Raw genomic sequence first — 24,425 nt, 5'->3', positions numbered from 1 at the left:
GGGGCTTTCCGGTGTGTGTCGCTGCTGGTTCGTCGTGGTTGGTCGCGCAGTTCCTCGCGCCCCTTCGGGGGCTTTCCGGTGTGTGTCGCTGTCGGTTCGTCGTGGCTGGTGGTGCGGTTCCCCGCGCCCCTTCGGGGCGCGGGGGCGCGTCCTTCCCCGTGCCGTTTCGGGGTGCTGTTCGGTGTCAGGTGGTGTAGCCGCCGTCGACGGCGAGGGCCGTGCCGGTGATGTAGCGGCCGCCCGGGCCCGCCAGGTAGGTCACCGCGGCGGCGATGTCCTCGGCCTCGCCGTAGTGGCCCAGAGCCGTGAGGGAGCGCTGGAAGGCGGCGGTCTCGCCGTCGGCCGGGTTCATGTCCGTGTCGATCGGGCCCGGGTCCACGACGGTCGCCGTGATGCCGCGCGGGCCCAGCTCACGGGCGAGGCCCTTGGTCAGGCCGACGAGTGCGGACTTGGCCATCGCCTGGAGGACGAAGTTGCCCCCCGGGACGCGGCCGTTGAAGCACGAACCGATGCTGATGATCCGGCCGCCGTCTCCCATGTGCCGGGCCGCTGCCCGGGCGGCCAGGAACACCGACCGCACGTCCACGGCGAGCGCCCGGTCCAGATCCTCGGCGGACACCTCGTCCAGCGGCCCGTAGGCCAGGAAGCCGGCGTTGTTCACCAGGACGTCGATGCCGCCCAGCTCCCGCACCGTCCGCTCCACGGCCTCAGCCGCGTCGTCCGGCCGGGTCAGGTCCGCCCGGACGGCCACGGCCCGGCCGCCGTCCGCCTCGATCCGCTCGGCGACCTCGCGCGCCCGGTCCTCGGCCTGGACGTAGGTCAGCGCGACCGCCGCCCCCGCGCCGGCCAGCCGCTTCGCGATCGCCGCGCCGATCCCGCGACTGCCGCCGGTCACCAGCGCCACCCTGCCGGTCAGTTCACCCATCGTTGCTTCCTTTGCAGACGGCTCGGATTTCGTCTGCCATCACGCTAGAAGCTGACACCGGTGTCAGGTTCAAGTCCGCGGCGGCGTGCACGGACGGACTCAACGCCGCGCCGGTGAGCACGAGTTCGGCCACGGCAGGCCGTGCGGCCTCGGAAAACCGCCGGGAACCGCAAGAGAGGAGTCGTTCCCTCCGGCATGGGCAGGAACGGCCCATGGGACGACAACACTGGAAGAAGATCTGGGTCGGCTCGGCGGGCAACATGGTCGAGTGGTTCGACTGGTTCGTGTACGCGAGCTTCGCCACTTACTTCGCCGGCGCGTTCTTCCCGAAAGGCAACCCCACCGCCCAGCTGATGAACACCGCCGGCATCTTCGCCGTCGGCTTCTTCATGCGCCCCGTGGGCGGCTGGCTGCTGGGCCGGGTCGGCGACCGCAAGGGCCGCAAGGCGGCGCTCACCCTGACCGTGACGCTCATGTCGGCGTCGGCGGTCCTCATCGCCGCGGCGCCCACCTATGCGGTCGCCGGCTACGGCGGCGCGCTCGTCCTGCTCGTGGCCCGCCTGCTCCAGGGCCTGTCGGTGGGCGGCGAGTACGCGGCCAGCGCCACCTATCTGACCGAGGCCTCGGACCCGAGGAGACGCGGCTTCGCCTCCAGCTTCCAGTACGTGTCCATGACCGCCGGGCAGATCGCCGGCCTCGGCCTGCTGATCGTCCTGCAGCGCACCATGTCCGACGACGCCCTGCACAGCTACGGCTGGCGCATCCCCTTCGTCGTCGGCGCGCTCGGCGCCGCCGTCATCTTCTACCTGCGCCGGAACATGCTGGAGACCGAGGTCTACGAGGAGGACACCTCGCACTCCGAGGAGCGCGGCACCCTGCGCGCCCTGTGGCAGCACCGGCGGGAGGCGTTCCTGGTCGTCGCGCTCACCATGGGCGGCACGGTGGCCTACTACACGTACACCACCTATCTGACGAAGTACCTCTCCAACTCCGCCGGCCTGTCCAAGGAGACGGCGACCCTGGTCTCGTTCACCGCGCTGATCGTCTTCGCCTGCCTCCAGCCGCTCGCCGGACGGCTCTCCGACCGCATCGGCCGCCGACCGCTGCTCATCACCTTCGCGGTCGGCTCCACCTTCCTCACCGTGCCGATCATGACCCTGCTGCGGCATGCGAACGGCTACTGGCCCGCCCTCGGTCTCGCCCTGCTCGCGCTGGTCGTGGTCACCGGCTACACCTCCATCAACGCCTGCGTGAAGGCCGAGCTGTTCCCGACCGGGGTGCGCGCACTGGGCGTGGCCCTGCCGTACGCCGTCGCCAACGCCCTCTTCGGCGGCACCGCCGAGTACGTCGCCCTGTGGTTCAAGGACGCCGGCATCGAATCGGGCTTCTACTGGTACGTGGCGGGCTGTGCCGCCGTGTCCCTGGTGGTGTACGTCGCCATGCGGGAGACGAAGGACCTGGACCTGGCCCGGGTGAGGGCCGGTCAGGACGCGGGCACGGGATCCAGGAGTCCAGTCTGACGCCCGCATCCTGAGACGGGCGGGGGACCGGGGGCGGGTTTGTGCCAGACTGCCCCCGTGCTCTCGTTCGCCATGATTATTGGCAGCAGGCGCGCCGGTCCGCAGTGACCACCTCGTACGACCAGGTGCGGGTGGCCACCGTCGTCCTCGACCCGCGCGCAGACCTCTCGCACCCGCGAGGGGTTTTTTCGTTTTCCGGCCCACCCGCAGCCGGCGGCGGAGCGCGAGGGACCATGGAGGAACGGTGGAGCCGGTCATTCCGGTAAAGACCGAAGATCCACAACAGGAGCCTTGAGACCATGACCGAGACGGCAACCAGCGAGCTCGACGACTCGTTCCACGTCTTCGACACCACGCTGCGCGACGGCGCGCAGCGCGAGGGCATCAACCTCACCGTCGCGGACAAGCTCGCCATCGCCCGGCACCTGGACGACTTCGGCGTGGGCTTCATCGAGGGCGGCTGGCCCGGCGCGAACCCCCGGGACACCGAGTTCTTCGCCCGCGCGCAGGCCGAGATCGAGTTCAAGCACGCCCAGCTGGTCGCCTTCGGCGCCACCCGCCGCGCCGGCGCGAAAGCCGCCGAGGACCCGCAGGTCAGGGCCCTGCTCAAGTCCGGCGCCCCGGTGATCACCCTGGTCGCCAAGTCGCACGACCGGCACGTGGAGCTGGCGCTGCGCACCACCCTGGACGAGAACCTGGAGATGGTCCGCGACACCGTGTCGTACCTGAAGAGCCAGGGCCGCCGGGTCTTCGTGGACTGCGAGCACTTCTTCGACGGCTACCGCGCCGATGCGGAGTACGCCAAGGCCGTCGTCCGCACGGCCTCGCAGGCCGGCGCCGACGTCGTCATCCTCTGCGACACCAACGGCGGTATGCTCCCCGCCCAGGTCCACGCGGTGGTCGCCACCGTCCTCGCCGACACCGGCGCCCGGCTCGGCATCCACGCCCAGGACGACACCGGCTGCGCGGTCGCCAACACCCTGGCCGCCGTCGACGCCGGCGCGACCCACGTCCAGTGCACCGCCAACGGCTACGGCGAGCGCGTCGGCAACGCCAACCTGTTCCCGGTCGTCGCGGCCCTGGAGCTGAAGTACGGCAAGAAGGTGCTGCCCGACGGCAGGCTGCGCGAGATGACCCGGATCTCGCACGCCATCGCCGAGGTCGTCAACCTGACGCCGTCCACGCACCAGCCGTACGTGGGCGTCTCCGCCTTCGCGCACAAGGCCGGCCTGCACGCCTCCGCCATCAAGGTCGACCCGGACCTGTACCAGCACATCGACCCCGAGCTGGTCGGCAACACCATGCGCATGCTGGTCTCCGACATGGCGGGCCGCGCCTCGGTCGAGCTGAAGGGCAAGGAACTCGGCATCGACCTGGGCGGCGACCGCGAGCTGGTCGGCCGGGTGGTCGAGCGCGTCAAGGAGCGGGAGCTCAAGGGCTACACCTACGAGGCTGCCGACGCCTCCTTCGAACTGCTGCTGCGCGCGGAGGCCGAGGGCAGGCCGCTGAAGTACTTCGAGGTCGAGTCCTGGCGGGCCATCGTCGAGGACCGGCCCGACGGCACCCACGCCAACGAGGCCACGGTCAAGCTGTGGGCCAAGAGCGAGCGGATCGTCGCCACCGCGGAGGGCAACGGCCCGGTCAACGCCCTGGACCGCGCGCTGCGGGTGGCGCTGGAGAAGATCTACCCGCAGCTCGCCCAGCTGGACCTGGTCGACTACAAGGTCCGCATCCTGGAGGGCAAGCACGGCACCCAGTCCACCACCCGGGTGCTGATCTCCACCTCCGACGGCAAGGGCGAGTGGTCCACGGTCGGGGTGGCCGAGAACGTCATCGCCGCCTCCTGGCAGGCCCTGGAGGACGCGTACACGTACGGCCTCCTGCGCGCGGGCGTGGAGCCCGCCCGGTAGTCACAGTGGAGGCATGACCTCAGACGCGAGTGACGTACTGTCCGGGGCCCGAGTGGCGACCCGGCTGCCCGCGCGGGACCTGGACCGGGCCCGCCGCTTCTACGCCGAGAAGCTCGGCCTGTACCCGGTGGACGAGCGGCCCGGCGGGCTGCTGTACCGGTGCGCGGGCGTGGACTTCGTCGTGTTCCGCTCGACGGGGGCCTCGCCCGGCACCTTCACCCAGATGGCCTTCGAGGTGGACGACATCCAGGCGGCCGTGACGGAGCTGCGCCGCCGGGGCGTCCTCTTCGAGGAGGTGGACGTGCCCGGATTCCGCACCCGGGACGGCATCGCCGAGATCGAGGGCAACTACCCGACCAAGGGTGCGCGCGGGGAGTGGGGCGCGTGGTTCCGGGACAGCGAGGGGAACCTGCTGGGCATCGGCCAGCTGATCCTGTGAGCCGCGGCCGGTTCGAAGGGGCCGGCTTGTCCGGTGGGGCGCGGCCGGTCCGACGGGGCCGGCTTGTCCCGTGGGCCGCGGCCAGTCCGGGGGAGCTGGCTTGTCCGGTGGGCCGCGGCCGGCCCCTGAGGCTCAGCGGACCTGTCACGCTCGGCTGCTGCTGCTGCTGCTGCTGCTGCTGCGCGGCTCGGCCGACGCCGTGCGGGCCGATCGGGTCCCCTGCGGCTGAGCCGCTCCCGTGTCGCTCAGGGCGCCCGCCAGATGTTGTCGAAGGCGACGTTCTCGATCCGGCGCCGCTCGCGCACCGCCTCCAGCTCGGTCACCGCGTCGCCGACCGCCACCAGCACGGTGACGACCGGCTCGTCATCGGGCTCGGCTGCGGCCGGGCGGTCGTCCGGGATGCCCAGGGTGGAGGCGAGGCCGGCGAGGACGGGCTCGTGGGACCACCAGCGGTCGGCCGCGTGCCGGCGGGCGGGGGTGTCGGCCGTGGGGTCGTCCCGGTCGTGCAGCGCGAACCAGCGCCGGCGCTTCCCGGTGAGCTGCCCCTCGGACTCCAGGACGTCCCGGTAGGCCGTGGCCAGCCCCTGCCCGCGCCGCCACAGCCAGTCCTCGACCGACTCGTACGGCTCCGTGCGGACCAGCGCGGCTCCCGCCTCGTCCAGCAGCCGGTCACCCGTGGTCAGCACCGGCCCCGGCACGATCCGCCCGTCCTCCAGGGTGAGCGCCCGGGCGCCGAGGAGGTCGATCAGCTCGGCCCCGGCCAGCGCCAGCGACAGATCACCCTGCTCGACGGGCTGCTCGCGGGGGATGTCCAGGCTGACGAGGAACAGATCCTGCGGTGTCGTCATGAGGACTCCAGGGTCGCCGGGTGCCGGGAACGGGCGGTCCTCCTCATCGTCCCCCAGCCGCCGGGCGGCCGCCGCTCAGCACGCGTCCTCGGCGAGCCGCTCGAACGCGCGCGAACTCATCGCCCGTCCGTCCGCCCAGACCTGGCCCGGCTTCAGCCGGACGATCTGTTCGGTGGTGAACTCCACGACCGCGTTGTAGGAGTCGCCGGTGACGTAGTGCCCGAACCCGAGTTGACAGGTGTGCCGGGGCCGCAGCCGCTGGGGACCCCGGTGCCGGGCCTCCCAGCGGGCGGGCGGGTCGAAGAGGGGGAAGCCGGCGTCGCCGTGCAGACCTTTCTTCCCCGCGTCCCATCCGGCGGTGGCGGGACCTTCCCCGGCACCGGGGGGCCGCCCGTCCAGGTGCGGGCCCTGGTAGGCGTCGTCGCCGCACGGGCGGAACACCGCGTACGGCGTCCCGTCCGCCCCGGCCCGTATCCCCGCGAGCGGCAGGTCGACGGCGCCACAGCCGCTGAGCAGCAGCATCCCGCCGACGATCCCCGCCGCCACGGCCCCCGTGCGTCTCATGGTCCGGTGTCCCGCCTACCGTAGAGTCCACTTCTGGTTGGCGGCCCCCGTGCAGGACCAGATCTGCGCCCGGGCCCCGTTCGCCGACGAATTGTCCATGACGTCGAGGCACTTGTCCGCCGCCGCGTTCACCACATCACCCGTGGACGCGTTGTACGACCACCGCTGGGCACCGGTTGTGTTGCAGTCGTACAACTGCACCTTGGCTCCGTCCGCCGTCGAACCGGAGACCACGTCCAGGCACTTGCCGAGCGCCCGGACCGAGCCGTCGGCCTGCACGGTCCACTGCTGAGCCGTGGTGCCGTTGCAGTCGTAGAGCTGCACCGCCGTACCGTTGGCGCTGGAACCGCCCGCCACGTCCAGGCACTTGCCGGCCAGTCCCACGAAGGCGCCGGTCGTGCCGCCACCGCCGGACTGGGTGCCGGACCAGGTGAAGGTGGCCGACGTCTTGCCGGGCAGCGAGTAAGTGGCGTGCTGAGACCCCCAGTTGATGGTGACCGTCTTCGCCGAGGACGCGTCGTTGTAGGCGATCAGCGCCTTGCTGCCGTCCGGGTTGCGCCAGGCCACGTTCGGCACCGCGGTGGACGCCGTGGAGGCGATCCGCTGGGCGCCGGGGCGGACGAACTTGGTCAGGTGGCCCATGGTGTAGTACTCGACCGTGTAGTCGACCGTCCCGCTCGCGCCGTCTCCGTTGTGCACGGTGATCAGACCGGTGCAGGTGCCGCAACCGCCGTTGTGCGGGCCCTTGTTCTGGTCCACGGCCAGCGACCACTTGGTCACCGACTTCGCCCAGTTGCGGGTGTAGTCGATGATGTCGGACATGTCCTCGCGCTGCTGGTTGGCGATCCAGGTGCCGCCGGAATGCTCGGTGCCGAAGGCGTCCAGCGAGGGGTACTGGTTGTGCACGGTCGTCTGCTTGGCGATGTCACCGCCGTAGCCGTGCCAGGCTACGCCGCCGAAATTGGGGTGGCTGCGCACGGCCGCGTCGTCCACGGCCTGGGCGGCGTAGGAGTCGTAGACGTCCCAGTTCCAGTCGTGCGCCAGCACCTTGGTGGCAAGGCCCGCCGACTGCAGCCTCGGCAGCAGCTCGTTCTTCGTGAAGTAGGCGAGCCCGCTCGCGTTCCAGCTCATCGACGGGTAGCCGGAACAACAGGTGGGTTCGTTCTGCACGGTGACGTAGGAGACGTCGACGCCCTGGTCCTTGTACCCCTGGAGGTACTTCACGAAGTAGGAGGCGTACGCCCCGTAGTCCTCGGCCTTCAGCCAGCCGCCGTTGAGCGAGCCGCTGTCCTTCATCCAGGCCGGTGCCGTCCACGGCGAAGCCATGACGGTCAGGGACGGGTTCAGCCGCAACGCCTGCTTCGTCAGCGGCACCACGTCCGCCAGGTCGTGCGCGAGGGAGAACTTCGTCAGTGACGGGTCGGTCTGGCCGGCCGGTACGTCGTCGTAGGTGTAGCCGTAGCGCGCGAGGTCGGAGGCGCCCATGGGGTTGCGCAGGAACGAAAGACCGATGCCGTCGGTGGGGGAGAACAGCTTGCGCATGGTCGCGTCCCGGGTCGACTGCGACAGCGCGCCGCTGCTGTTCATGAGCCAGGCCGCGGTGTCCGTGAAGGACGCGCCGCCACCGGTGAAGGTCTGGTACCGCGTGTTCTCGTCCACGGTGATGTTCTCGCCGCTGCCGCCCGTCCCGGACTGGAAGGCGAACGGCGTCTGCGCCTGGAGGCCGCGTACGACGTGCCGGCCGGCGGAGTCGTCGGTGGTGGTGAGATAGGCGGTGACCTGCTCACCGGCCGCTTGTGCGGGGGGTACGGCCACGCCGGCACCGGCGGCGGAGAGCAGTCCGGCCAGCAGCAGCCGGACGGCGCGGGGGGTTCTCCTCATGGTGCGTCGCCCTTCCTCTCGGGTCGGCAAAGCTGACGGGTCGTCTTGACGGCTGTGTGTGCCGTTAGTTAACTCACGACGTGATCTAAGTCATGAGTGAACCACGAGTGCTTAGGGAAGGTCCATGCCAAGAACCGCCCTGCTCGTCTCCGGGGCCCTGCTCGCCACCCTGCTGCCGCTGACCGCCGCCCAGGCGGCCGGCGATCCCGCGCCCACGCCTGTCCCCGTCGACCGCTTCGAGGGCGAGGTCCCCTTCGCCGCCCAGCCGGCCGAGGGCATCTTCACCTGGGGCGGCGACGCCGACGACCCGCCCGCCCTCCGGCTCGCGGACCGCGCCGACGCCCCGGGGGGCGGCAAGGTCCTCGCCGGCAGTTACGACATCAGCGGCTACGGCGGCTTCACGCACGACTTCGCCGCCACCGCACCGGCCCACGACTGGTCCGCCCACCAGGGCATCCGCCTGTGGTGGGACGGCCGGAACAACGGCAAGAAGACCACCTTCGAGATCAAGGACGGCGGCGCCCACGGCGAGGCGTCCGAACTCTGGACCGCGTCCTTCACCGACGACTTCACCGGCTGGAAGCGGATCGAGCTTCCCTTCACGGACTTCGCCTACCGCACCGACTACCAGCCCGTCGGCGGCATCGACCACGTCCTCGGCCTCAAGGAGATGTGGGGCTACGCCGTCACCCTCCCGGCCGGTGCCAAGGGCGACTTCGCCATGGACGACGTGGAGCTGTACGGCACGGCCGACCAGTCGCTGCGCGCCTCCGTCGGCACCGACGCACCCGTACACACGGTCCGGGAGGGCGAGACGGCCGAGGTGAAGATCACCGTGGCCACCACCGGCGCCCAGCCCCTCACCGGCCCGGTGACGGTCACCTACGCCACGGGCGAGGGCACGGCGACCGCGGGCAAGGACTACACGCCCGTCTCCGGCACCCTCACGTTCCCGGTCGGCACCGCGTCCGGCGCCGTGCGGACCATCGAGGTGCCCACCCGCCGCGACCGGGCGGCCGAAGCCGCCGAGACCGTCCCGCTCACGCTCACGGTCACCGGCGCGAAGGCCCCCGCGGAGACCCCGCAGATCGTGGTCGACGCGCACGGACTGCCGTACCTGGACGCCCGGTTGCCGGTGAAGAAGCGGGTGGCCGACCTGCTGGGCCGGATGTCCCTGGCGGAGAAGGCCGGCCAGATGACCCAGGCCGAGCGCGGCGCGGTCGGCCAGGGGAGCGACGTCACCGCCTACACCCTCGGCTCGCTGCTCTCCGGCGGCGGCTCGACACCCACGCCCAACACCCCCGAGGCGTGGGCGAAGATGATCGACGCCTTCCAGCTGCGCACCCGCGCCACGCGCCTGCAGATCCCGCTGATCTACGGCGTCGACGCGGTGCACGGCCACAACAACCTCTCCGGCGCCACCGTCATGCCGCACAACATCGGCATCGGCGCGACCCGGGACCCCCGGCTCGCCCGGCGGACGGGGTCGGTCACGGCCGCCGAGGTCCGCGCGACCGGCATCCCCTGGGACTTCGCGCCCTGCCTGTGCGTGAGCCGCGACGAACGCTGGGGCCGCTCCTACGAGTCCTTCGGTGAGGACCCGGCGCTGGTCGAGTCCATGGAGACCGTGATCCAGGGCCTCCAGGGCCGGGCCGACGGCCGGGACCTGAGGCGCGACGACAAGGTGCTCGCCACCGCCAAGCACTTCGTCGGCGACGGCGGCACCGCGTACGGTTCCTCCACCACCGGGACGTACACCATCGACCAGGGCGTCACCAAGGTCACCCGCAAGCAGCTGCAGGACATCCACCTGGCGCCGTACCGGGAGGCCGTCGAACGGGGCATCGGCACGGTCATGCCGTCGTACTCCTCGCTGGACATCGCCGGCGACGGCAAGGGCGCGGTGAAGATGCACGTCCGCGGCGACATGATCAACGGCGTGCTCAAGGACCGGATGGGCTTCGACGGCTTCGTCGTCAGCGACTGGAACGCCATCGACCAGCTCCCCGGCGACCGCGCCGCCCATGTCCGGTCCTCGGTCGACGCGGGCGTCGACATGATGATGGTGCCGTACTCCTACAAGGACTTCACCGCCACGCTCGTCGACGAGGTGAAGGCGGGCCGGATCGGCGAGGACCGCGTGAACGACGCCGTCTCCCGCATCCTCACCCAGAAGTTCCGGCTCGGGCTCTTCGAGCACCCCTACGCCGACACCTCCGGTGCCGCCGCCATCGGCTCCGCCGGGCACCGGGAGGTCGCCCGCCAGGCCGTCGCCGCGTCGCAGGTGCTGCTGAAGAACGCGGGCGGGCTGCTGCCGCTGGAGAAGAGCGCGAAGGTGTACGTCGCCGGGTCCGACGCCGACGACATCGGCAACCAGACCGGCGGCTGGACCCTCACCTGGCAGGGTGCCTCCGGGAACACCGTCCCCGGCACGACCGTCCTGCAGGGCCTGCGCAAGGCGGGCGGGAACGTCACCTACTCCAAGGACGCCTCCGCCCCGACCGCCGGCCACGACGTGGGGGTGGTCGTCGTCGGCGAGACCCCGTACGCCGAGGGCGTCGGCGACGTCGGCAACGGCCACGACCTGAAGCTGTCCGCGGCCGACCAGGCGGCCGTGGACAAGGTGTGCGCGGCCATGAAGTGCGCGGTGCTGATCGTCTCCGGCCGCCCGCAGCTGATCGGCGACCGGCTCGACGACATCGACGCCCTGGTCGCCTCCTGGCTGCCCGGCACCGAGGGCGAGGGCGTCGCCGACGTCCTCTACGGCAGGCGCCCCTTCACCGGACAGCTCCCGGTCACCTGGCCGAAGTCGGAGTCCCAGCTGCCGGTCAACGTCGGTGACACGTCGTACGACCCGCAGTTCCCCTACGGCTGGGGCCTGACTACCCTCACCCCGGTCCCGAAGGGCGGTACGGCCGCCTTGCGCGACCTCGCGGCCCGGGCGGCGGCGGCCGAGCGGCACGGGGACGACCGCACCGGGCGCGAGCTGGTGACCAGGGCCCGGCTGCTCGTCCAGCAGAGGGCGGCCGGCCACCTCACCCAGGGGGTGGCCGCGCCCTTCGCGGACGCCGACCACCTGCTGCTGACCGGACGATACGGAAAGGCGGTGCAGAAGCTGGCCGAGGCCTATCGGGCGGCCTGACCCGAGGCCCGGACGAATGACCGCTTTGGGGAGGCTTCGGGTAGTTTCGAGGTATGAAGGCCGTGCCGCGGATCCGAAGCCTCCCCGCCCTGCTCCTGGCCGTCCTCGCCCTGGTGCTGGCGACCGTCTGCGCGCCCGTCGCGAGCGCGGACACCAGCGTCTCCGCGATCGCCCGTGCCCTGCGCGAAAGTCCCGTCTACGTCGACCCGGCGGCCCGCGACCAGCTGTCCGCCGCGGACGCCGACACCCTCGCCGACCGCATCAAGGACGCGGACAGACCCCTGTTCATCGCGGTCCTCCCGGACGGATACCGCACCACGAACCTCTTCACCGACCTGCGCTCCGCGACCGGCGTCACCGGCCTGTACGGCATCCGCCTCGGTGACCGCTTCGACGCCCGCGCCGACTCCTCCGTCATGTCGGCCGGCGCCCGGCAGAACCTGGTCCGCAGCGTCCAGGGCGAGGACGCCAAGGCCCAGCTGACCGACTTCACCGACCGTGCCCTGGCCAACATGGGCGGCCACGCCCCGAGCAGCTGGGGCGGTTCGGCCCGCGACGGCGGCGGTGCCTCCACCACGGCGCTGATCGCGGCGGGCGCGGTGCTGGTGATCGGCGGCGCGGGCGCGTACGCACTGGTCCGCCGCGGCCGCAGGCGCCGCGAGGACGAGCAGCGGGCCGCCCTGGACCGGCTGCGGGTGGTCGTGGACGAGGACATCACCGCGTTCGGCGAGGAACTCGACCGCCTGGACTTCCACCCTTCGGAACCGGGCGCCGACGACGCGATGCGCGCCGACTACGAGCGCGCCCTGGACGCCTACGAGACCGCCAAGCAGCGAATGTCCGCCGCACGCAGACCGGAGGACGTCAGGCCGGTCACCGAGGTGCTGGAGGACGGCCGCTTCTCCCTGGCCCAGCTGGCCGCCCGCCGCGAGCACCGCCCCCTCCCGGAGCGCCGGCCGCCGTGCTTCTTCGACCCCCGCCACGGCCCCTCGGCCTCCGACGCCACCTGGACACCGCCCGGCGGCGCCCCGCGCCAGGTCCCGGTCTGCGCGGCCGACGCCACCCGTCTGGCCGACGGCCGCGACCCCGTGATCCGCGAGGTCGACACCGACTACGGCCGCCGCCCCTACTGGGACGCGGGCCCGGCCTACGGCCCCTGGGCGGGCGGCTACTTCGGCGGCGGCCTCCTCCCCGGCCTCCTCGTCGGCACCCTGCTCGGCGGCATGATGGCGACGCCCACGTACGCCGCCGACTACGGCACCGGGTACGGCGACTTCGGCGGCGGGTACGAGGGCGGCGACGTCTCCGGCACCGACTTCGACTCAGGAGACTTCGGGGGAGGGTTCGGGGACGGAGGCGGCGACTTCGGCGGGGGCGGAGGCGGAGACTTCGGCGGCGGCTTCTGAACGGTCACTTCACATGAGACCGGACGATCTTCCGCCGGGTGGCGTGGCGGACCCGTTCGGATTCGGCTTCAGCGGGCAGGACCGTGTGGTGTGAGTTCGGCTAGCCGAGCCGCTGAGCCTGTTGGCGGGCGGAGTCGGCGAAGCGGGGGTAACCGCCTCGCTCGAATGCTCCGACGGCCTCGCCTCGTCATACCGGTCGAGGTGCGTCAACGCCCGGCCGAAGCCGTTCATCGCCTGGGCCGCCCCATGGTTGTCGTGCGCCTCGCTGGAGAGAACCAGTGCACGGACGTGGGCCGTGGCCGCTTCCTCGTGGCGGCCGAGCTGGTTCAGGACGACGCCGAGACTGTTCTGGGTGGCTGCCTCGCCGCGCCGGTTGCCGCGCCGACTGTAGGTACCGAGGGCCTGGCGCACGCAGTCCTCGGCTTCGTCCAGTCGTCCTAGCTGGACGAGCAGTGTTGCCCAGCTCCCTCCCGTACTGGTCCACACCCCGTGCCCGCAGCGTCCGCGCCCGGTCGGCCGCCCTGCGCAACTCGGCGGTGAGGGTGGCGACGGGCCGGTGCCTGCGGCGTCGTAGCAGCTGGGCGGCGATCAGCAGGGCGAGGGGCAAACCGCCGCACAGCTCGCAGAGTTCGGCTACCGCCTCCGGCTCATCGGTCGCCCGGCGATCAGTCGGATCGAACTCCGTCAGCAGCCGCTCGACGAGATCCCGTGCGGCCCCGGGTTCCAGAACCTGGATCCGCAACTGCCGTACCGGAAGGGAGTCCAGGACGTCCCGCGAGGTGACCAGGACCCGTTGACCTGGGCCACCACCCGGGAGCAGGGGCGCGATCTGCTCGGGAGCCGACGCGTTGTCGAGCACGATCAGCACCGGCTCGCGTTCCGCCAGCCGCGACCGGTAGACGGCGTACCGCTCCTCCGGGGTCGGCGGCGTGTCCGCGTCGCGCACCCCGAGCGCCCGCAGCAGGGACAGCACGGCTTGGCCGGCCGTGGTCGGCACCTCCGGTGAAGAAGGCGGGCGCGGCCGGCAGCGCGGCGAGGCTGGTCGGAGCGGGACCGTAGTTGTGCTCCACCTTGCCGATCACGGGGTCGTTGAAGGTGCCGTCGCGAAAGTCGATGTGGTCGCCGGCGCTCACCGGTTCATCGTGGTGCACCGTCCGCGCCGCGTGGAAGACAATGCCGGAAACCTGCCGGAGGGGCGGAGGTCACCGGCGTTGTCGCCGCCGCGGGCTCACGCGCTCTTGATCGCCGAGATGTCGAAGACCAGCTTGATCTTGTCGGAGATCAGGACGCCGCCCGTCTCCAGCGCGGCGTTCCAGGTCAGGCCCCACTCGGAGCGCAGGATCTCGGCCTTGCCCTCGAAGCCGACGCGCTCGTTGCCGAACGGGTCCTTCGCGGCGCCGTTGAACTCCAGGTCGATGGTGAGCTGCTTGGTGACGCCGAGCAGGGACAGGTCGCCGGTGATGCGGTAGTCGTCGCCGCCCAGGGCCTCCGCCTTGGTGGAGCGGAACGTCATCGCGGGGAACTCGTCGATCTTGAAGAAGTCGGCCGACTTCAGGTGACCGTCACGGTCGGCGTTGCCGGTGTCGATGCTCGCCATCTGGACGTCGATGGTGGCGGTGGACTCGGTGGGGGCGGCGCCGTCCAGGTGCAGCGTGCCGGTGAAGTCCGAGAAGTTGCCCTTGACGTTGGTGACCATGGCGTGCCGGGCGACGAAGCCGATCGTGCTGTGGGACGGGTCGATCGTGTAGTCGCCGCTCAGTGCGGTCAGGTCGGGGCCGGCGGCAACCGGTGCGGCGGGGGCGGGGGTGGCGGCCTTGCGGTTGAAGATGCCCATGGCGTGCTCCTTGTTGAACGTTAAACCAAGCGTGCGTCTTCGACGGTAGACCCATTCTGTTCAGTTTTCAACATCATCCGGAACGTGTTTTCCTCGTTGCACACAGTCACCCTGTTCAACCCCCTGGCGGACCGGCGGCGCCTCGGGCACCATCTGGCTGCACCACCTGCACAGCCGACCCGGGAAACAGCACGGCCCACCGCAGGAAGGTCCCCATGAAGCCGTTGAAGGTCCGCACCCTTCTGACCGCTCTCGCCCTCGTCGTCGCGCCCGGCGTCGCCGTCGTCGGCGCCGCGGGCGACGCGTTCGCCGTCACCAAGATCAGCCACGCCACCGCCACCCAGATGTTCCGCAACGCCGGCATCACCTGGTCCTCCTCGGGCAACTGCTCCGACCGCAACAACCCCACCTGCACGTCCTTCGAGCAGCTCAACCTCGCCACGGCCCAGGGCGCCCAGACCCTCAAGGGAGCCGGCGGCTGCGCCCTCAACATCACCGGCGGCACGGAGACGGGCCACGCCTCGGGCACCTACTCGCACTGGAACGGCTACAAACTCGACTACGGCAAGAACACCTGCCTCACGTCGTACATCAAGAACAACTTCACCTACATCGGGCTCCGCGGGGACGGCGCCCCGCAGTACAAGTCCGGCTCCGGGAACATCTACGCCGACGAGGGCAACCACTGGGACGTCCTGTACTACAACTGCGGCGGCTGCTGATCCGGCGGGGAGGGCGGTGACCGGCCCATGGGCATGACCCGGCGCGCGTTGCTGCTGGCCGCCGCCCTCGCCGCGACGCCCGCGCCCGGCGCGCGGGCGGCCGACGACCCGTACGACGTCCTGCGCCGCCGCTGGCTCGGCATCGCCCTGGGCACGGGATACGACCCGGCCGCCGAGCCGTACGCCTCCCGGCTCGCCCGACTCGGGCACCAGGCGCGGGAGATGCAGGCCGGCATGGCCCCCGCTCCCGCCTCGCTCTGGCCCGGCCACCCCTTCGACCCGCCGTCCGGCATCACCTTCAGCTACGGCCGGCTGTGGACCATGGCCCAGGCCTACGTGCACAGCGGCACGGGCGCCACCGGCGACCCCCAACTCCTCGCCGGCCTCCTCCGCGGTCTCGACCACCTCTCCGGCACCGTCTACCGCCCCGCCACCAACCCCTACGGCAACTGGTGGGAGTGGCAGATCGGCAGCCCCCGTCCGCTCATGGACATCACGGCCGCCCTGTACGACCACCTCGGCCCGGCCCGCGTCGCGGCGGCCTGTGCCGCGGTCGACCACTTCATCCCGGACGCGCAGCTCACCGACTACTCCGGCACCTCCACCGGCGCCAACCGTGTCGACCTGTGCCGCTCGGTCGCCCTGCGCGGCATCCTGGGGCGCGACCCCGGCCGGATCTCCCTGGCCCGGGACGCCCTCTCGCCGGTCTTCCCCCACGTCACCCGGGGCGACGGCCTCTACGCCGACGGCTCCTTCGTCCAGCACCTCTGGGTCGCCTACTCCGGCACGTACGGCCAGGTCCTGCTCGACGGCCTGGGACGGCTGTTCGCGCTGCTCGCCGGTTCGGCGTGGGAGGTGCGGGACCCCGCCCGGCAGAACGTCCTGGACGGCGTCGAGCACGCCTACGCGCCCCTGATCCACGACGGACTGGTGATGGACTGCGTCAACGGCCGTGCCATCAGCCGGGGCCGGCTGAACTCGGACGACCAGCAGATCATGCGCAGCGACCACTACCACGGACAGGCCCTCATCGCGGCCATCGCCCTCCTCGCGGCCGGCGCGAGCGAGCCCGAGCGGGAACGCTGGCACGGCCGCATCAAGGGATGGATCGAACGGGACACGACGGTACCGATCCTGACATCACGCCAGTTCGGCGTGGCCGACCTCGCGCGGCTGCACGCCATCGCGGCGTCGCCCGGACCCGCGATCCGCGAACCCCTCGGCCACCGCCTCTTCCCGGCCATGGACCGAGCCGTCCACCGCACGCCCCGCTTCACCGCAGCCCTCGCCATGGCCAGCGACCGCATCGCCCACTACGAATGCGGCAACGGCGAGAACCCGCGCGGCTGGCACACCGGCTCCGGCATGCTCTCCTGGTGGCCGCGGGACCGCGGCGACCAGTACACGGACTGGTACTGGCCCACCGTCGACTGGTACCGGCTGCCCGGCACCACCGTCTCGACCAGGCGGCTCGCCGACCGGGCCGGCGGTGAGTGGGGTGCCCCCAGGCCGGACGTCCGCTGGGTCGGCGGCACCACCGACGGCAGCTGGGCGGCCGTCGGCCAGCACCTCAAGGGCCTCGGCTCCACCCTGGAGGCCCGCACGTCCTGGTTCTTCCTCGCCGACGCGGTCGTCTGCCTAGGCGCCGGGATCAGCTGCACCGACGGCGTCCCGGTCGAGACGATCGTGGACAACCGCAACCTGGGCGAGAACGGCACGCAGCCCTTCGTCCACGGCGGGAACTGGGCGCACCTGGCGGAGCACGGCGGATGGGTCCTGCCGTGCGGCGGCGAACTGCGCGCCCTGCGCGAGGACCGCACCGGCGCCTGGTCCGACATCAACACCGCCGGCAGCACCGAGCGGCGCACCCGGCGCTGGCAGACCCTCTGGCTCGACCACGGCACCGACCCGGCGGCCGCCCGGTACGCCTACGTCCTGCTGCCCGGCGCCTCCCGTGCCGAGACCGCCGCCCGGGCCGCCGACCGGCAGTGGCTGTCCGTCCTCGCCAACGACACCGCCCGCCAGGCCGTCGCCGTGCCCCGCCTGGGCCTGACCGGAGCCATCTTCTGGCGGGCCGGTACCGTGGGGGGCCTCACCGTCTCCGCCGCCGCGAGCGTGCTCCTCGTCCGCCGGGGCCGTACGGTCACCCTCTGCGTGAGCGAGCCGCCCCGTACCGGAGCCCCGCTGGAACTGGTCTGGAACCATCCGGTGCGCGCGGTCCGACGGGCCGACGACAGTATCGAGGTCCGGTCGGCCGACCGCCGTTTGAGGGTCCGTGTCACTCCGGGGATGGCATGTGCCACACACGAATGTGAGGTGGCTCTCAGGTGACCGCTTTGTGGCACACCTACAACGCCCCGGCCGTCTGAGCAGTCGGAACGGCTGCATGCGGGGATGGTTCTGTTCACTGGTACCAGGAAAACGGGCCGGAGACTGTACGGAGTCGACGGCTCGCATTCCTTCTGGTCCTTCGTAAGGTCACTACATGACCGTTTTGGAAGAGACGACGGGTGAGCCGACCGGTGAGCCGACGGACGCGCGCGGACGGGTCGCCGAGCTGCACGAGATTCGTGCCCGGGCCGTGGCCGGCCCCAGCGAGAAGGCGACCGAGGCCCAGCACGCCAAGGGCAAGCTGACGGCACGGGAGCGCATCGAGCTGCTCCTCGACCCCGGATCCTTCCAGGAGGTCGAGCAGCTGCGCCGGCACCGCGCGGTCGGCTTCGGCCTGGAGGCCAAGAAGCCGTACACCGACGGTGTCATCACCGGCTGGGGCACGGTCGAGGGCCGTACGGTCTTCGTCTACGCGCACGACTTCCGGATCTTCGGCGGCGCGCTGGGCGAGGCCCACGCCACCAAGATCCACAAGATCATGGACATGGCCATCGCGGCCGGCGCGCCCCTGGTCTCCCTCAACGACGGCGCCGGCGCCCGCATCCAGGAAGGCGTCTCGGCCCTCGCCGGCTACGGCGGCATCTTCCAGCGCAACACCAAGGCGTCCGGCGTCATCCCGCAGATCAGCGTGATGCTCGGCCCGTGCGCGGGCGGCGCGGCCTACAGCCCGGCGCTCACCGACTTCGTCTTCATGGTCCGCGAGACCTCCCAGATGTTCATCACCGGCCCGGACGTGGTCAAGGCCGTGACCGGCGAGGAGATCACCCAGAACGGCCTGGGCGGCGCCGACGTCCACGCCGAGACCTCCGGCGTCTGCCACTTCGCGTACGACGACGAGGAGACGTGCATCGCCGAGGTGCGCTACCTCCTCTCGCTCCTGCCGCAGAACAACCGCGAGAACCCGCCGCGGGTGGACTCCGCGGACCCGGTGGAGCGCCGCAGCGACGTCCTGCTGGACCTCGTCCCCGCCGACGGCAACCGGCCGTACGACATGGCCAAGGTCATCGAGGAGATCGTCGACGACGGCGAGTACCTGGAGGTCCACGAGCGCTGGGCGCGCAACATCATCTGCGCCCTGGCCCGCCTGGACGGCCAGGTGGTCGGCATCATCGCCAACCAGCCCCAGGTCCTGGCCGGTGTCCTGGACATCGAGGCGAGTGAAAAAGCTGCGCGCTTCGTTCAGATGTGTGACGCTTTCAATATCCCGATCGTCACCTTCCTGGACGTCCCCGGGTTCCTCCCCGGCGTCGACCAGGAGCACGGCGGAATCATCCGCCACGGCGCGAAGCTGCTGTACGCCTACTGCAACGCGACCGTGCCGAGGATTTCGCTCATCCTGCGCAAGGCGTACGGAGGTGCCTACATCGTCATGGACTCCCAGTCGATCGGCGCCGACCTCACCTACGCCTGGCCGACGAACGAGATCGCGGTGATGGGCGCGGAAGGCGCGGCCAACGTCATCTTCCGCCGGCAGATCGCCGGGGCCGAGGACCCCGAGGCCATGCGTCAGAAGATGGTCAAGGAGTACAAGGCCGAGCTGATGCACCCCTACTACGCGGCCGAGCGAGGCCTGGTCGACGACGTCATCGACCCCGCGGAGACCCGCGAGGTGCTGGTCAAGTCCCTGGCGATGCTGCACAGCAAGCACGCCGACCTGCCCTCCCGCAAGCACGGCAACCCCCCGCAGTAACCCGGCGGACCCGCCGCGGCAACCCCGCGGACCCCACTCCCACGGAGACTGACACCCATGAGCACTCCTGACATCCGCGTCGAGAAGGGCCACGCCGAGCCCGAGGAAGTCGCCGCCATCACGGCCGTCCTCATGGCCCGCGCCGCCGCCCGCCCCGAGCCCACCGCCCAGACCCACCGCGGCCGCGCGAGGGCAGGCTGGCGCCGCCTGGAGCGCGAGGGCGGCTTCCGGGCACCGCACAGCTGGCACTGAGTTCCATGGCGTGACCCACGGCCCCGCCTCCCGCTCGGGAGACGGGGCCGTGGTGTGTCCGAAGCCGTGCCGTGTTCAGCGCAGGGTGAGGGTGACGCCGGGGAGGTCCGGTGGGGCGACGGTGCCCGCGCCCGTCTCGCAGCCGGCCAGTTCCAGCTGTCTCAGCCGCGTCATCGTGCGCAGGCCGTCCAGTCCGCCGGGCAGCGAACACCGGGTCAGCGCGAGCTTGACGAGTCCGGGGCAGGCCGCGACCAGGCGGCGGGGCAGGTCCCGGGCGGCGAAGTCGTACAGCAGCAGGCCGCGCAGCCTGGTCGCCGCCGACAGGGGCGCGAGTTCGGGCAGATCGCTGTCCGGGACACCGAAGAGAGCCAGGTACTCGAGGCCACCGAACCGGTTCAGGAAGCCCAGCCCGGTCTCCGCCGAGACGTACGTGAGCGCCAGCGAGGGAAGCCCCGGCAGGACCGGGAGATCCTTGATGCCGTCGGGGTCGGACACGGGCAACTGCACCAGGCGCAGTGCCCGCAGATCGGCCAGGGCTTCCGGATGCCGGATCGACGCCTCCCCGATCAACTGGAAGAACTCGAGCCCCGGGTGCTCCTTCAGCGGGGACAGGTCGGCCGTGCCTCGCACGGCGCACGCAAGCTCCTGGAGCGGAGGAAACCCGGCGAGGAGGGACAGGTCCTGGAGACCGCACTTGATCCACAGCGTGGTCAACGACCTCAGCCGCACCGCCGCCCGCAGCTGGGCCGAGTGCGTCAGGACCACCAGGTGCTGTTCCAGCGGAAGCCGGCCCATCACCCGGTCGGCGTAGGCGTGCGCGTCGAAATAGGCCCACGCGTCGATCAGCGCGGCCACCACGTCCCGCCGCCCGTCCTCCGCATACCCCTCCAGCAGCCCCAGCGCCTCCTCCCCGCCGATCAGCGCCACGACACGCACCGTCTGTACCGCCGACTTCGACGTCAGATCCTGCAGGGAACGCGGCAGTCGCCGCAGCAGGCTCGGGCCGACCGCCGCCAGCGCGGGCGGGTCCGTCTGCCGTCGCGGCGGAAGAAGCCCGGACACCGCCTCCTCCAGCCGCTCGGCGAGCCCGTCGGACACCTCCGGTACCGTCTCCTGGCAGGCCGCCGCCAGCAACCGCAGCTTCCTGCCGTACCGCGGTTCGTCCCGCGCCCGGTCCAGGACGCCGCCCAGCAGTTCCTCCCGCTGCGGACGGTTCGCATGGCCCGCCGCCATGATGATCGTCTCCCGCCACAGATCCAGGTGGGCCCGCTCGAGCAGGTTGCCGATGCGGTCCTCCTCGGTGGCCTCCTCGGCGGCCAGGTACTCCTGGAAGGTCCGGTGGACGAAGTCCAGGCGGCCCTCGGCGGGGGAGCGGAGGATCCCCGCGCGGTCCCGGAGCTGCTCCAGGACCCGGGCACCGTCCTGCTCCTCCAGATGCCGCATCCCCGTGAGCTTCCTGCCGACGTGCACGGCCGCCTGCTCCAGCCCGATCACGCTGCGGTTGTTGTCGGACAGCCGCCACGCCAGGTCCCGCAGCAGCACCAGCTTGTCGTTCAGGCTCAGCCGGCTGTCCACCGCGCTCGGCACGTTCCGGTCCGCGTCCCGTTCGTGGACCAGGGTGTGCAGGGCGTTGCGGTACAGCTCCATCCGGTCCCGGGGGAGCTGGCTGCCCCGGTTGAGGTGCATCGCGCAGAGCATCGCCGCCAGCAACGGCGTACCCGCCAGGGACCGAAGGTGTGGACGGTCCTTCAGACTGGCCAGCAACGACTGCTCGTAGTGCGGGAGTTGTTCTGCGGTACAGGGCAGGTCGTCGCCCAGCTCCCGTACCGCCTGGTGCCATTGCCGCACGAAGGCCGCCAGGTCGGGCGGGGTCATACGGTCCAGGTGCAGTGCCGTGAAGTCCTCGCGGCGCAGCCAGTCGGCACGTGCGGCAGCGGGACGCGAGGTGACGACGACCCGTACCGTTCCGTACGCCGTCAGCAGCCCGCGCAGCCACTCCCGTACGCCCCGCCGCTCGCCGTCCAGCAGTTCGTCCACGCCGTCGATCAGCAGCAGGGCGTTGCCGTCGGCAAGCCGGCGTTCCACCCACGCCTTCGGCATGACCCCGGTGATCTGCCCGGCCACCGAGTCCAGCATCGCCTCCGGCCTCGGCAGTTCCCGCCCGCTGTACTCGCGCAGTTTCACGAACACCGGTGTCAGGCCGTTCCAGTCGGCCAGCTCGCCGGTGAAGGCTCCGCGCGCCGCCGTGATCGCCAGCCAGCGCAGCAGTGTCGTCTTGCCCGAGCCGGCCTCGCCCCGCAGCAGCACCCGGGTGGCTCCGCCGAGAGCCGCTTCCACCCGCATCCCCGCGCTGTCGCCGGGCTCCTCCCAGTGGCTCATGTCGTGTCGCAGCGCGGGCACGGCGTGAGCCGGGCGGCGCCGGCTGCCGTCGTCGCCCGTGGCACGCAGGCTGACGTAGGCCACCGAGAGCCGGACCTGTGCCCCCACCCGGTCGGACGTGCGCCGGAACAGCTCCGTCTCGTCCAGGCTGTTGCTGACCAGCTCCAGATAACGCCGCCGGAACTCGCCGTCCCGGTCCGTCCCCTCGGGCGCGAACAGGGAGCGGTCAGGCAGGCGTTCCAGCACGCGGGCGATCTGTGCGCCCAAGGACGTCGTACGCGCCAGCAGCTCGCTCAGCGCCCGTTCCTCGAAGACCGGCAGGCCCTGCACGATCCTGACGTAGTACTCGACGCACTCCGCGAACAGCACCTCGAACAGGCGGCTTTCCGCCTCGCCGAGGCCCACCGGCGGCCGTACCGAACCCGTCACCCGGCGCACGATCTCCGCCGGTCTCGCGTCCGCCGCCAGGATCGCCTCGTCCGACAGGTCCGCCGCCGCGAACGTGTCGCACACTCCGTCGACCACGGCCTGCCGGCTGCTCTCCTCCAGGCCGGGGAACTCCCTGTCCAGGAACGGCGCCAGCCGGTCGTACACCGCGTCCGCGATCTCCTCGAACTGCCGTTGCACACCGCGCTGGAAGCGCAGCCCCGACACCCGCAGCCGGATCAGGTCGGCCATGTCCATCCGGCGTTCCTGCTCCCGCCGCTTCCCCCCGAGCCACATCTGGGCCGCGGCTCTCGCCACGGTCGTGCCCAGACGTAATGCCGCCACCTCAGCACTCATCGCGCACCCCCTCCATCGCGCCGTCCAGTGTGGCAGGGGGGTACGACAAAGGGGCCCGTTCCCGATGGAGAGGGCCCCTTCGACAAGCGGGGTCGGCTACCGCAGGCGCGCCATCAGGGCGTGCTCGACGAGAGTGATCAGCGCCGACTTGGCATCCGCGCGGTGGCGGGCGTCGGTCGTGATGATCGGGGTGTCGGGGCCGATCTGCAGCGCCTCGCGGACCTCGTCCGGGTTGTACGGCTGCTGGCCGTCGAATCCGTTGAGGGCGATGACGAAGGGCAGGCCCGAGTTCTCGAAGTAGTCGACCGCGGGGAAGCAGTCGGCCAGGCGCCGGGTGTCGACCAGGACGATCGCGCCGATGGCGCCGCGCACCAGGTCGTCCCACATGAACCAGAAGCGGTCCTGGCCGGGGGTGCCGAACAGGTACAGGATGAGGTCCTGGTCCAGGGTGATACGGCCGAAGTCCATGGCCACCGTGGTGGTGGTCTTGTCCCCGGTGTGGGTGAGGTCGTCGATGCCGGCCGAAGCGGACGTCATGACGGCCTCTGTGCGCAGCGGGTTGATCTCCGAGACGGCGCCGACGAACGTGGTCTTGCCCACGCCGAAGCCGCCCGCCACCACGATCTTCGCGGAGGTGGTGGAGCGGGAAGGACCGCCGCTAGAGCTTGCGAAGTCCACTGAGCACCCTTTCGAGCAGTGTCACGTCTGGCTGGCCACCGGCGTTCTCGTCGCCGCCGGGCTGATGGATGGCGACCAGGCCCGCCTCCGCCAAGTCGGCGACGAGAATCCTGGCCACGCCGAGGGGGATCGTCAGCAGGGCCGAGACCTCGGCCACCGACTTGATCTCCCGGCACAGGTTGCAGATCCGCTGATGCTCGGGCAGCTGGCCCTGCATCTGGTGCGGAGCGGCGGTGGTGTGCACCAGTGCCTCGATGGCGAGCTGGTAGCGCGGGCGGGTCCGGCCGCCGGTCATGGCGTACGGCCGCACCAGGGGGTTGTTCGACGCCGCGGCCGGGGCCGGCTCGGGACGACGCTGCGGCTGTACCGGCTGGATACGCGGGGCCTGAGGCTGGTCGTACGGCGACGGGCCCGGGCCCTGCGGGGCGTACGGCTGCCGGTGGCTGGGTGCGGAGGGGAAGTTGTACCGGTTCGCCGAACCGTCGCCCTGACCCTGGGCAGGGCCGTACGACCAGTTGCCCGAAGACGAACCGCCTGGGGGTGTTGCCACTTTCTCCTCCTCCGACTGCGCCGGGCACCCATCCGTGTGGAGCCGCGTCCCGAAACCTTACGGCCCCGGGACGCGAATACGCACCGTCCGTTGATTAGTTGAGAAGGCTTCCCTGGAGCTCCGCACGGAGATCCGGGGTGAGGACCGTGCCCGCGCGGTCCACCAGAAGGGCCATCTCGTACCCGATGAGGCCGATGTCCGCCTCCGGGTGCGCCAGGACCGCGAGCGACGAACCGTCGGAGATGGACATGATGAAGAGGAATCCCCGCTCCATCTCCACAACCGTCTGATTCACGCTGCCTCCCTCGAAGATCCGGGAGGCGCCTGCCGTCAGAGACGTCAGACCGGAGGCGACGGCCGCGAGCTGGTCGGCGCGGTCGCGGGGGAAGCCTTCGGACATCGCCAGAAGGAGTCCGTCGGCGGAGACCACCACCGTGTGGGACACCCCCGGGGTGTTGTCCACGAAGTTGGTGATCAACCAGTTCAGGTTCTGTGCCGCCTGGCTCATCGG

The 24,425-nt window shown here is 71.3% G+C and carries 20 protein-coding genes; 10 read left to right on the top strand and 10 right to left on the bottom strand.

What is annotated here, in order from left to right:
* Window positions 1–184 precede the first annotated feature (184 nt).
* Window positions 185–925 (bottom strand): SDR family NAD(P)-dependent oxidoreductase, encoded by a 741-nt coding sequence (locus ACZ4SF_RS21135; protein WP_468386524.1) that lies wholly within the window; start codon window positions 923–925, stop codon window positions 185–187.
* Between the two features lie 212 nt (window positions 926–1,137).
* On the opposite strand from ACZ4SF_RS21135, the gene ACZ4SF_RS21130 reads away from it, so the two are divergent.
* The 4 genes from ACZ4SF_RS21130 (at window position 1,138) to ACZ4SF_RS21115 (ending at window position 5,023) form a co-directional block, all read left to right on the top strand.
* Entirely contained in the window at window positions 1,138–2,445 is a 1,308-nt protein-coding gene (locus ACZ4SF_RS21130) for an MFS transporter (protein WP_468386521.1), read from the top strand.
* Window positions 2,446–2,744: 299 nt separating this feature from the next.
* Window positions 2,745–4,355: a citramalate synthase gene (gene cimA, locus ACZ4SF_RS21125; protein ID WP_468386518.1), complete on the top strand. Its 1,611-nt coding sequence runs from the start codon at window positions 2,745–2,747 to the stop codon at window positions 4,353–4,355.
* A 13-nt stretch (window positions 4,356–4,368) separates the two neighbouring features.
* Complete coding sequence (locus tag ACZ4SF_RS21120; RefSeq protein ID WP_468386515.1) at window positions 4,369–4,794, top strand: VOC family protein; 426 nt, start codon at window positions 4,369–4,371, stop codon at window positions 4,792–4,794.
* A gap of 100 nt (window positions 4,795–4,894) precedes the next feature.
* On the top strand, window positions 4,895–5,023 hold the full coding sequence (locus ACZ4SF_RS21115) for a hypothetical protein (protein ID WP_468386514.1): 129 nt from the start codon (window positions 4,895–4,897) through the stop codon (window positions 5,021–5,023).
* A 16-nt stretch (window positions 5,024–5,039) separates the two neighbouring features.
* Here ACZ4SF_RS21115 and ACZ4SF_RS21110 read toward each other — a convergent pair whose 3' ends face one another.
* The 3 genes from ACZ4SF_RS21110 to ACZ4SF_RS21100 all read right to left on the bottom strand — a co-directional run bounded on the left by ACZ4SF_RS21110 (window position 5,040) and on the right by ACZ4SF_RS21100 (window position 8,087).
* Window positions 5,040–5,642 (bottom strand): GOLPH3/VPS74 family protein, encoded by a 603-nt coding sequence (locus ACZ4SF_RS21110; protein WP_468386512.1) that lies wholly within the window; start codon window positions 5,640–5,642, stop codon window positions 5,040–5,042.
* A gap of 75 nt (window positions 5,643–5,717) precedes the next feature.
* Complete coding sequence (locus ACZ4SF_RS21105; RefSeq protein ID WP_468386509.1) at window positions 5,718–6,206, bottom strand: hypothetical protein; 489 nt, start codon at window positions 6,204–6,206, stop codon at window positions 5,718–5,720.
* A 15-nt stretch (window positions 6,207–6,221) separates the two neighbouring features.
* Entirely contained in the window at window positions 6,222–8,087 is a 1,866-nt protein-coding gene (locus ACZ4SF_RS21100; protein WP_468386507.1) for a ricin-type beta-trefoil lectin domain protein, read from the bottom strand.
* A 124-nt stretch (window positions 8,088–8,211) separates the two neighbouring features.
* On the opposite strand from ACZ4SF_RS21100, the gene ACZ4SF_RS21095 reads away from it, so the two are divergent.
* Both ACZ4SF_RS21095 and ACZ4SF_RS21090 read left to right on the top strand, forming a co-directional pair.
* Complete coding sequence (locus ACZ4SF_RS21095; RefSeq protein ID WP_468386505.1) at window positions 8,212–11,229, top strand: glycoside hydrolase family 3 protein; 3,018 nt, start codon at window positions 8,212–8,214, stop codon at window positions 11,227–11,229.
* Window positions 11,230–11,282: 53 nt separating this feature from the next.
* Window positions 11,283–12,635, top strand: a complete 1,353-nt coding sequence (locus ACZ4SF_RS21090) for a hypothetical protein (RefSeq protein ID WP_468386502.1) — start codon at window positions 11,283–11,285, stop codon at window positions 12,633–12,635.
* A gap of 9 nt (window positions 12,636–12,644) precedes the next feature.
* On the opposite strand, the gene ACZ4SF_RS21085 is transcribed toward ACZ4SF_RS21090, so the two are convergent.
* Both ACZ4SF_RS21085 and ACZ4SF_RS21080 read right to left on the bottom strand, forming a co-directional pair.
* Window positions 12,645–13,046, bottom strand: coding sequence for a tetratricopeptide repeat protein (locus ACZ4SF_RS21085; protein WP_468386499.1), 402 nt, complete (start codon window positions 13,044–13,046; stop codon window positions 12,645–12,647).
* Between the two features lie 817 nt (window positions 13,047–13,863).
* A complete protein-coding gene (locus tag ACZ4SF_RS21080) occupies window positions 13,864–14,469 on the bottom strand; it encodes a YceI family protein (protein ID WP_468386497.1) in 606 nt (201 codons plus the stop codon).
* 215 nt (window positions 14,470–14,684) lie between these two features.
* On the opposite strand from ACZ4SF_RS21080, the gene ACZ4SF_RS21075 reads away from it, so the two are divergent.
* From ACZ4SF_RS21075 to ACZ4SF_RS21060, 4 genes are all read left to right on the top strand, one after another.
* The gene (locus ACZ4SF_RS21075) at window positions 14,685–15,191 is read left to right on the top strand and encodes a hypothetical protein (RefSeq protein WP_468386494.1); all 507 of its coding nucleotides are present in this window, start codon (window positions 14,685–14,687) and stop codon (window positions 15,189–15,191) included.
* A 27-nt stretch (window positions 15,192–15,218) separates the two neighbouring features.
* The gene (locus ACZ4SF_RS21070) at window positions 15,219–17,522 is read left to right on the top strand and encodes a polysaccharide lyase 8 family protein (protein ID WP_468386492.1); all 2,304 of its coding nucleotides are present in this window, start codon (window positions 15,219–15,221) and stop codon (window positions 17,520–17,522) included.
* A 154-nt stretch (window positions 17,523–17,676) separates the two neighbouring features.
* Window positions 17,677–19,272, top strand: a complete 1,596-nt coding sequence (locus tag ACZ4SF_RS21065; protein WP_468386489.1) for an acyl-CoA carboxylase subunit beta — start codon at window positions 17,677–17,679, stop codon at window positions 19,270–19,272.
* A gap of 57 nt (window positions 19,273–19,329) precedes the next feature.
* Window positions 19,330–19,524 (top strand): acyl-CoA carboxylase subunit epsilon, encoded by a 195-nt coding sequence (locus ACZ4SF_RS21060; RefSeq protein WP_468386487.1) that lies wholly within the window; start codon window positions 19,330–19,332, stop codon window positions 19,522–19,524.
* Between the two features lie 75 nt (window positions 19,525–19,599).
* Here the strand turns inward: ACZ4SF_RS21060 and ACZ4SF_RS21055 are convergent, their stop codons facing one another.
* The 4 genes from ACZ4SF_RS21055 to ACZ4SF_RS21040 all read right to left on the bottom strand — a co-directional run bounded on the left by ACZ4SF_RS21055 (window position 19,600) and on the right by ACZ4SF_RS21040 (window position 24,422).
* Window positions 19,600–22,686: an NACHT domain-containing protein gene (locus ACZ4SF_RS21055; protein ID WP_468386485.1), complete on the bottom strand. Its 3,087-nt coding sequence runs from the start codon at window positions 22,684–22,686 to the stop codon at window positions 19,600–19,602.
* A gap of 96 nt (window positions 22,687–22,782) precedes the next feature.
* Entirely contained in the window at window positions 22,783–23,364 is a 582-nt protein-coding gene (locus ACZ4SF_RS21050; RefSeq protein WP_009314218.1) for a GTP-binding protein, read from the bottom strand.
* Window positions 23,345–23,914 (bottom strand): DUF742 domain-containing protein, encoded by a 570-nt coding sequence (locus tag ACZ4SF_RS21045; RefSeq protein WP_468386482.1) that lies wholly within the window; start codon window positions 23,912–23,914, stop codon window positions 23,345–23,347. The genes ACZ4SF_RS21050 and ACZ4SF_RS21045 overlap by 20 nt, the downstream gene beginning before the upstream one ends.
* 94 nt (window positions 23,915–24,008) lie before the next feature.
* Window positions 24,009–24,422 (bottom strand): roadblock/LC7 domain-containing protein, encoded by a 414-nt coding sequence (locus ACZ4SF_RS21040; RefSeq protein ID WP_004983065.1) that lies wholly within the window; start codon window positions 24,420–24,422, stop codon window positions 24,009–24,011.
* Window positions 24,423–24,425: the final 3 nt, after the last annotated feature.

It is taken from the genome of Streptomyces sp. NPDC027663 (genome assembly GCF_055566415.1).
The sequence above is the reverse complement of the archived record's forward strand: the minus strand, read 5'-3'. Positions and strand labels throughout refer to the sequence as shown.

Bases quoted from the DNA above. Each gene is read 5' to 3' on its own strand.
- ACZ4SF_RS21065 (WP_468386489.1), top strand. From the start codon at position 17,677: ATGACCGTTTTGGAAGAGACGACGGGTGAGCCGACCGGTGAGCCGACG.
- ACZ4SF_RS21070 (WP_468386492.1), top strand. From the start codon at position 15,219: ATGGGCATGACCCGGCGCGCGTTGCTGCTGGCCGCCGCCCTCGCCGCG.
- ACZ4SF_RS21105 (WP_468386509.1), bottom strand. From the start codon at position 6,206: ATGAGACGCACGGGGGCCGTGGCGGCGGGGATCGTCGGCGGGATGCTG.
- ACZ4SF_RS21060 (WP_468386487.1), top strand. From the start codon at position 19,330: ATGAGCACTCCTGACATCCGCGTCGAGAAGGGCCACGCCGAGCCCGAG.
- ACZ4SF_RS21100 (WP_468386507.1), bottom strand. From the start codon at position 8,087: ATGAGGAGAACCCCCCGCGCCGTCCGGCTGCTGCTGGCCGGACTGCTC.
- ACZ4SF_RS21095 (WP_468386505.1), top strand. From the start codon at position 8,212: ATGCCAAGAACCGCCCTGCTCGTCTCCGGGGCCCTGCTCGCCACCCTG.
- ACZ4SF_RS21080 (WP_468386497.1), bottom strand. From the start codon at position 14,469: ATGGGCATCTTCAACCGCAAGGCCGCCACCCCCGCCCCCGCCGCACCG.
- ACZ4SF_RS21090 (WP_468386502.1), top strand. From the start codon at position 11,283: ATGAAGGCCGTGCCGCGGATCCGAAGCCTCCCCGCCCTGCTCCTGGCC.
- ACZ4SF_RS21130 (WP_468386521.1), top strand. From the start codon at position 1,138: ATGGGACGACAACACTGGAAGAAGATCTGGGTCGGCTCGGCGGGCAAC.
- ACZ4SF_RS21075 (WP_468386494.1), top strand. From the start codon at position 14,685: ATGAAGCCGTTGAAGGTCCGCACCCTTCTGACCGCTCTCGCCCTCGTC.
- ACZ4SF_RS21040 (WP_004983065.1), bottom strand. From the start codon at position 24,422: ATGAGCCAGGCGGCACAGAACCTGAACTGGTTGATCACCAACTTCGTG.
- ACZ4SF_RS21055 (WP_468386485.1), bottom strand. From the start codon at position 22,686: ATGAGTGCTGAGGTGGCGGCATTACGTCTGGGCACGACCGTGGCGAGA.
- cimA (WP_468386518.1), top strand. From the start codon at position 2,745: ATGACCGAGACGGCAACCAGCGAGCTCGACGACTCGTTCCACGTCTTC.
- ACZ4SF_RS21135 (WP_468386524.1), bottom strand. From the start codon at position 925: ATGGGTGAACTGACCGGCAGGGTGGCGCTGGTGACCGGCGGCAGTCGC.
- ACZ4SF_RS21110 (WP_468386512.1), bottom strand. From the start codon at position 5,642: ATGACGACACCGCAGGATCTGTTCCTCGTCAGCCTGGACATCCCCCGC.
- ACZ4SF_RS21120 (WP_468386515.1), top strand. From the start codon at position 4,369: ATGACCTCAGACGCGAGTGACGTACTGTCCGGGGCCCGAGTGGCGACC.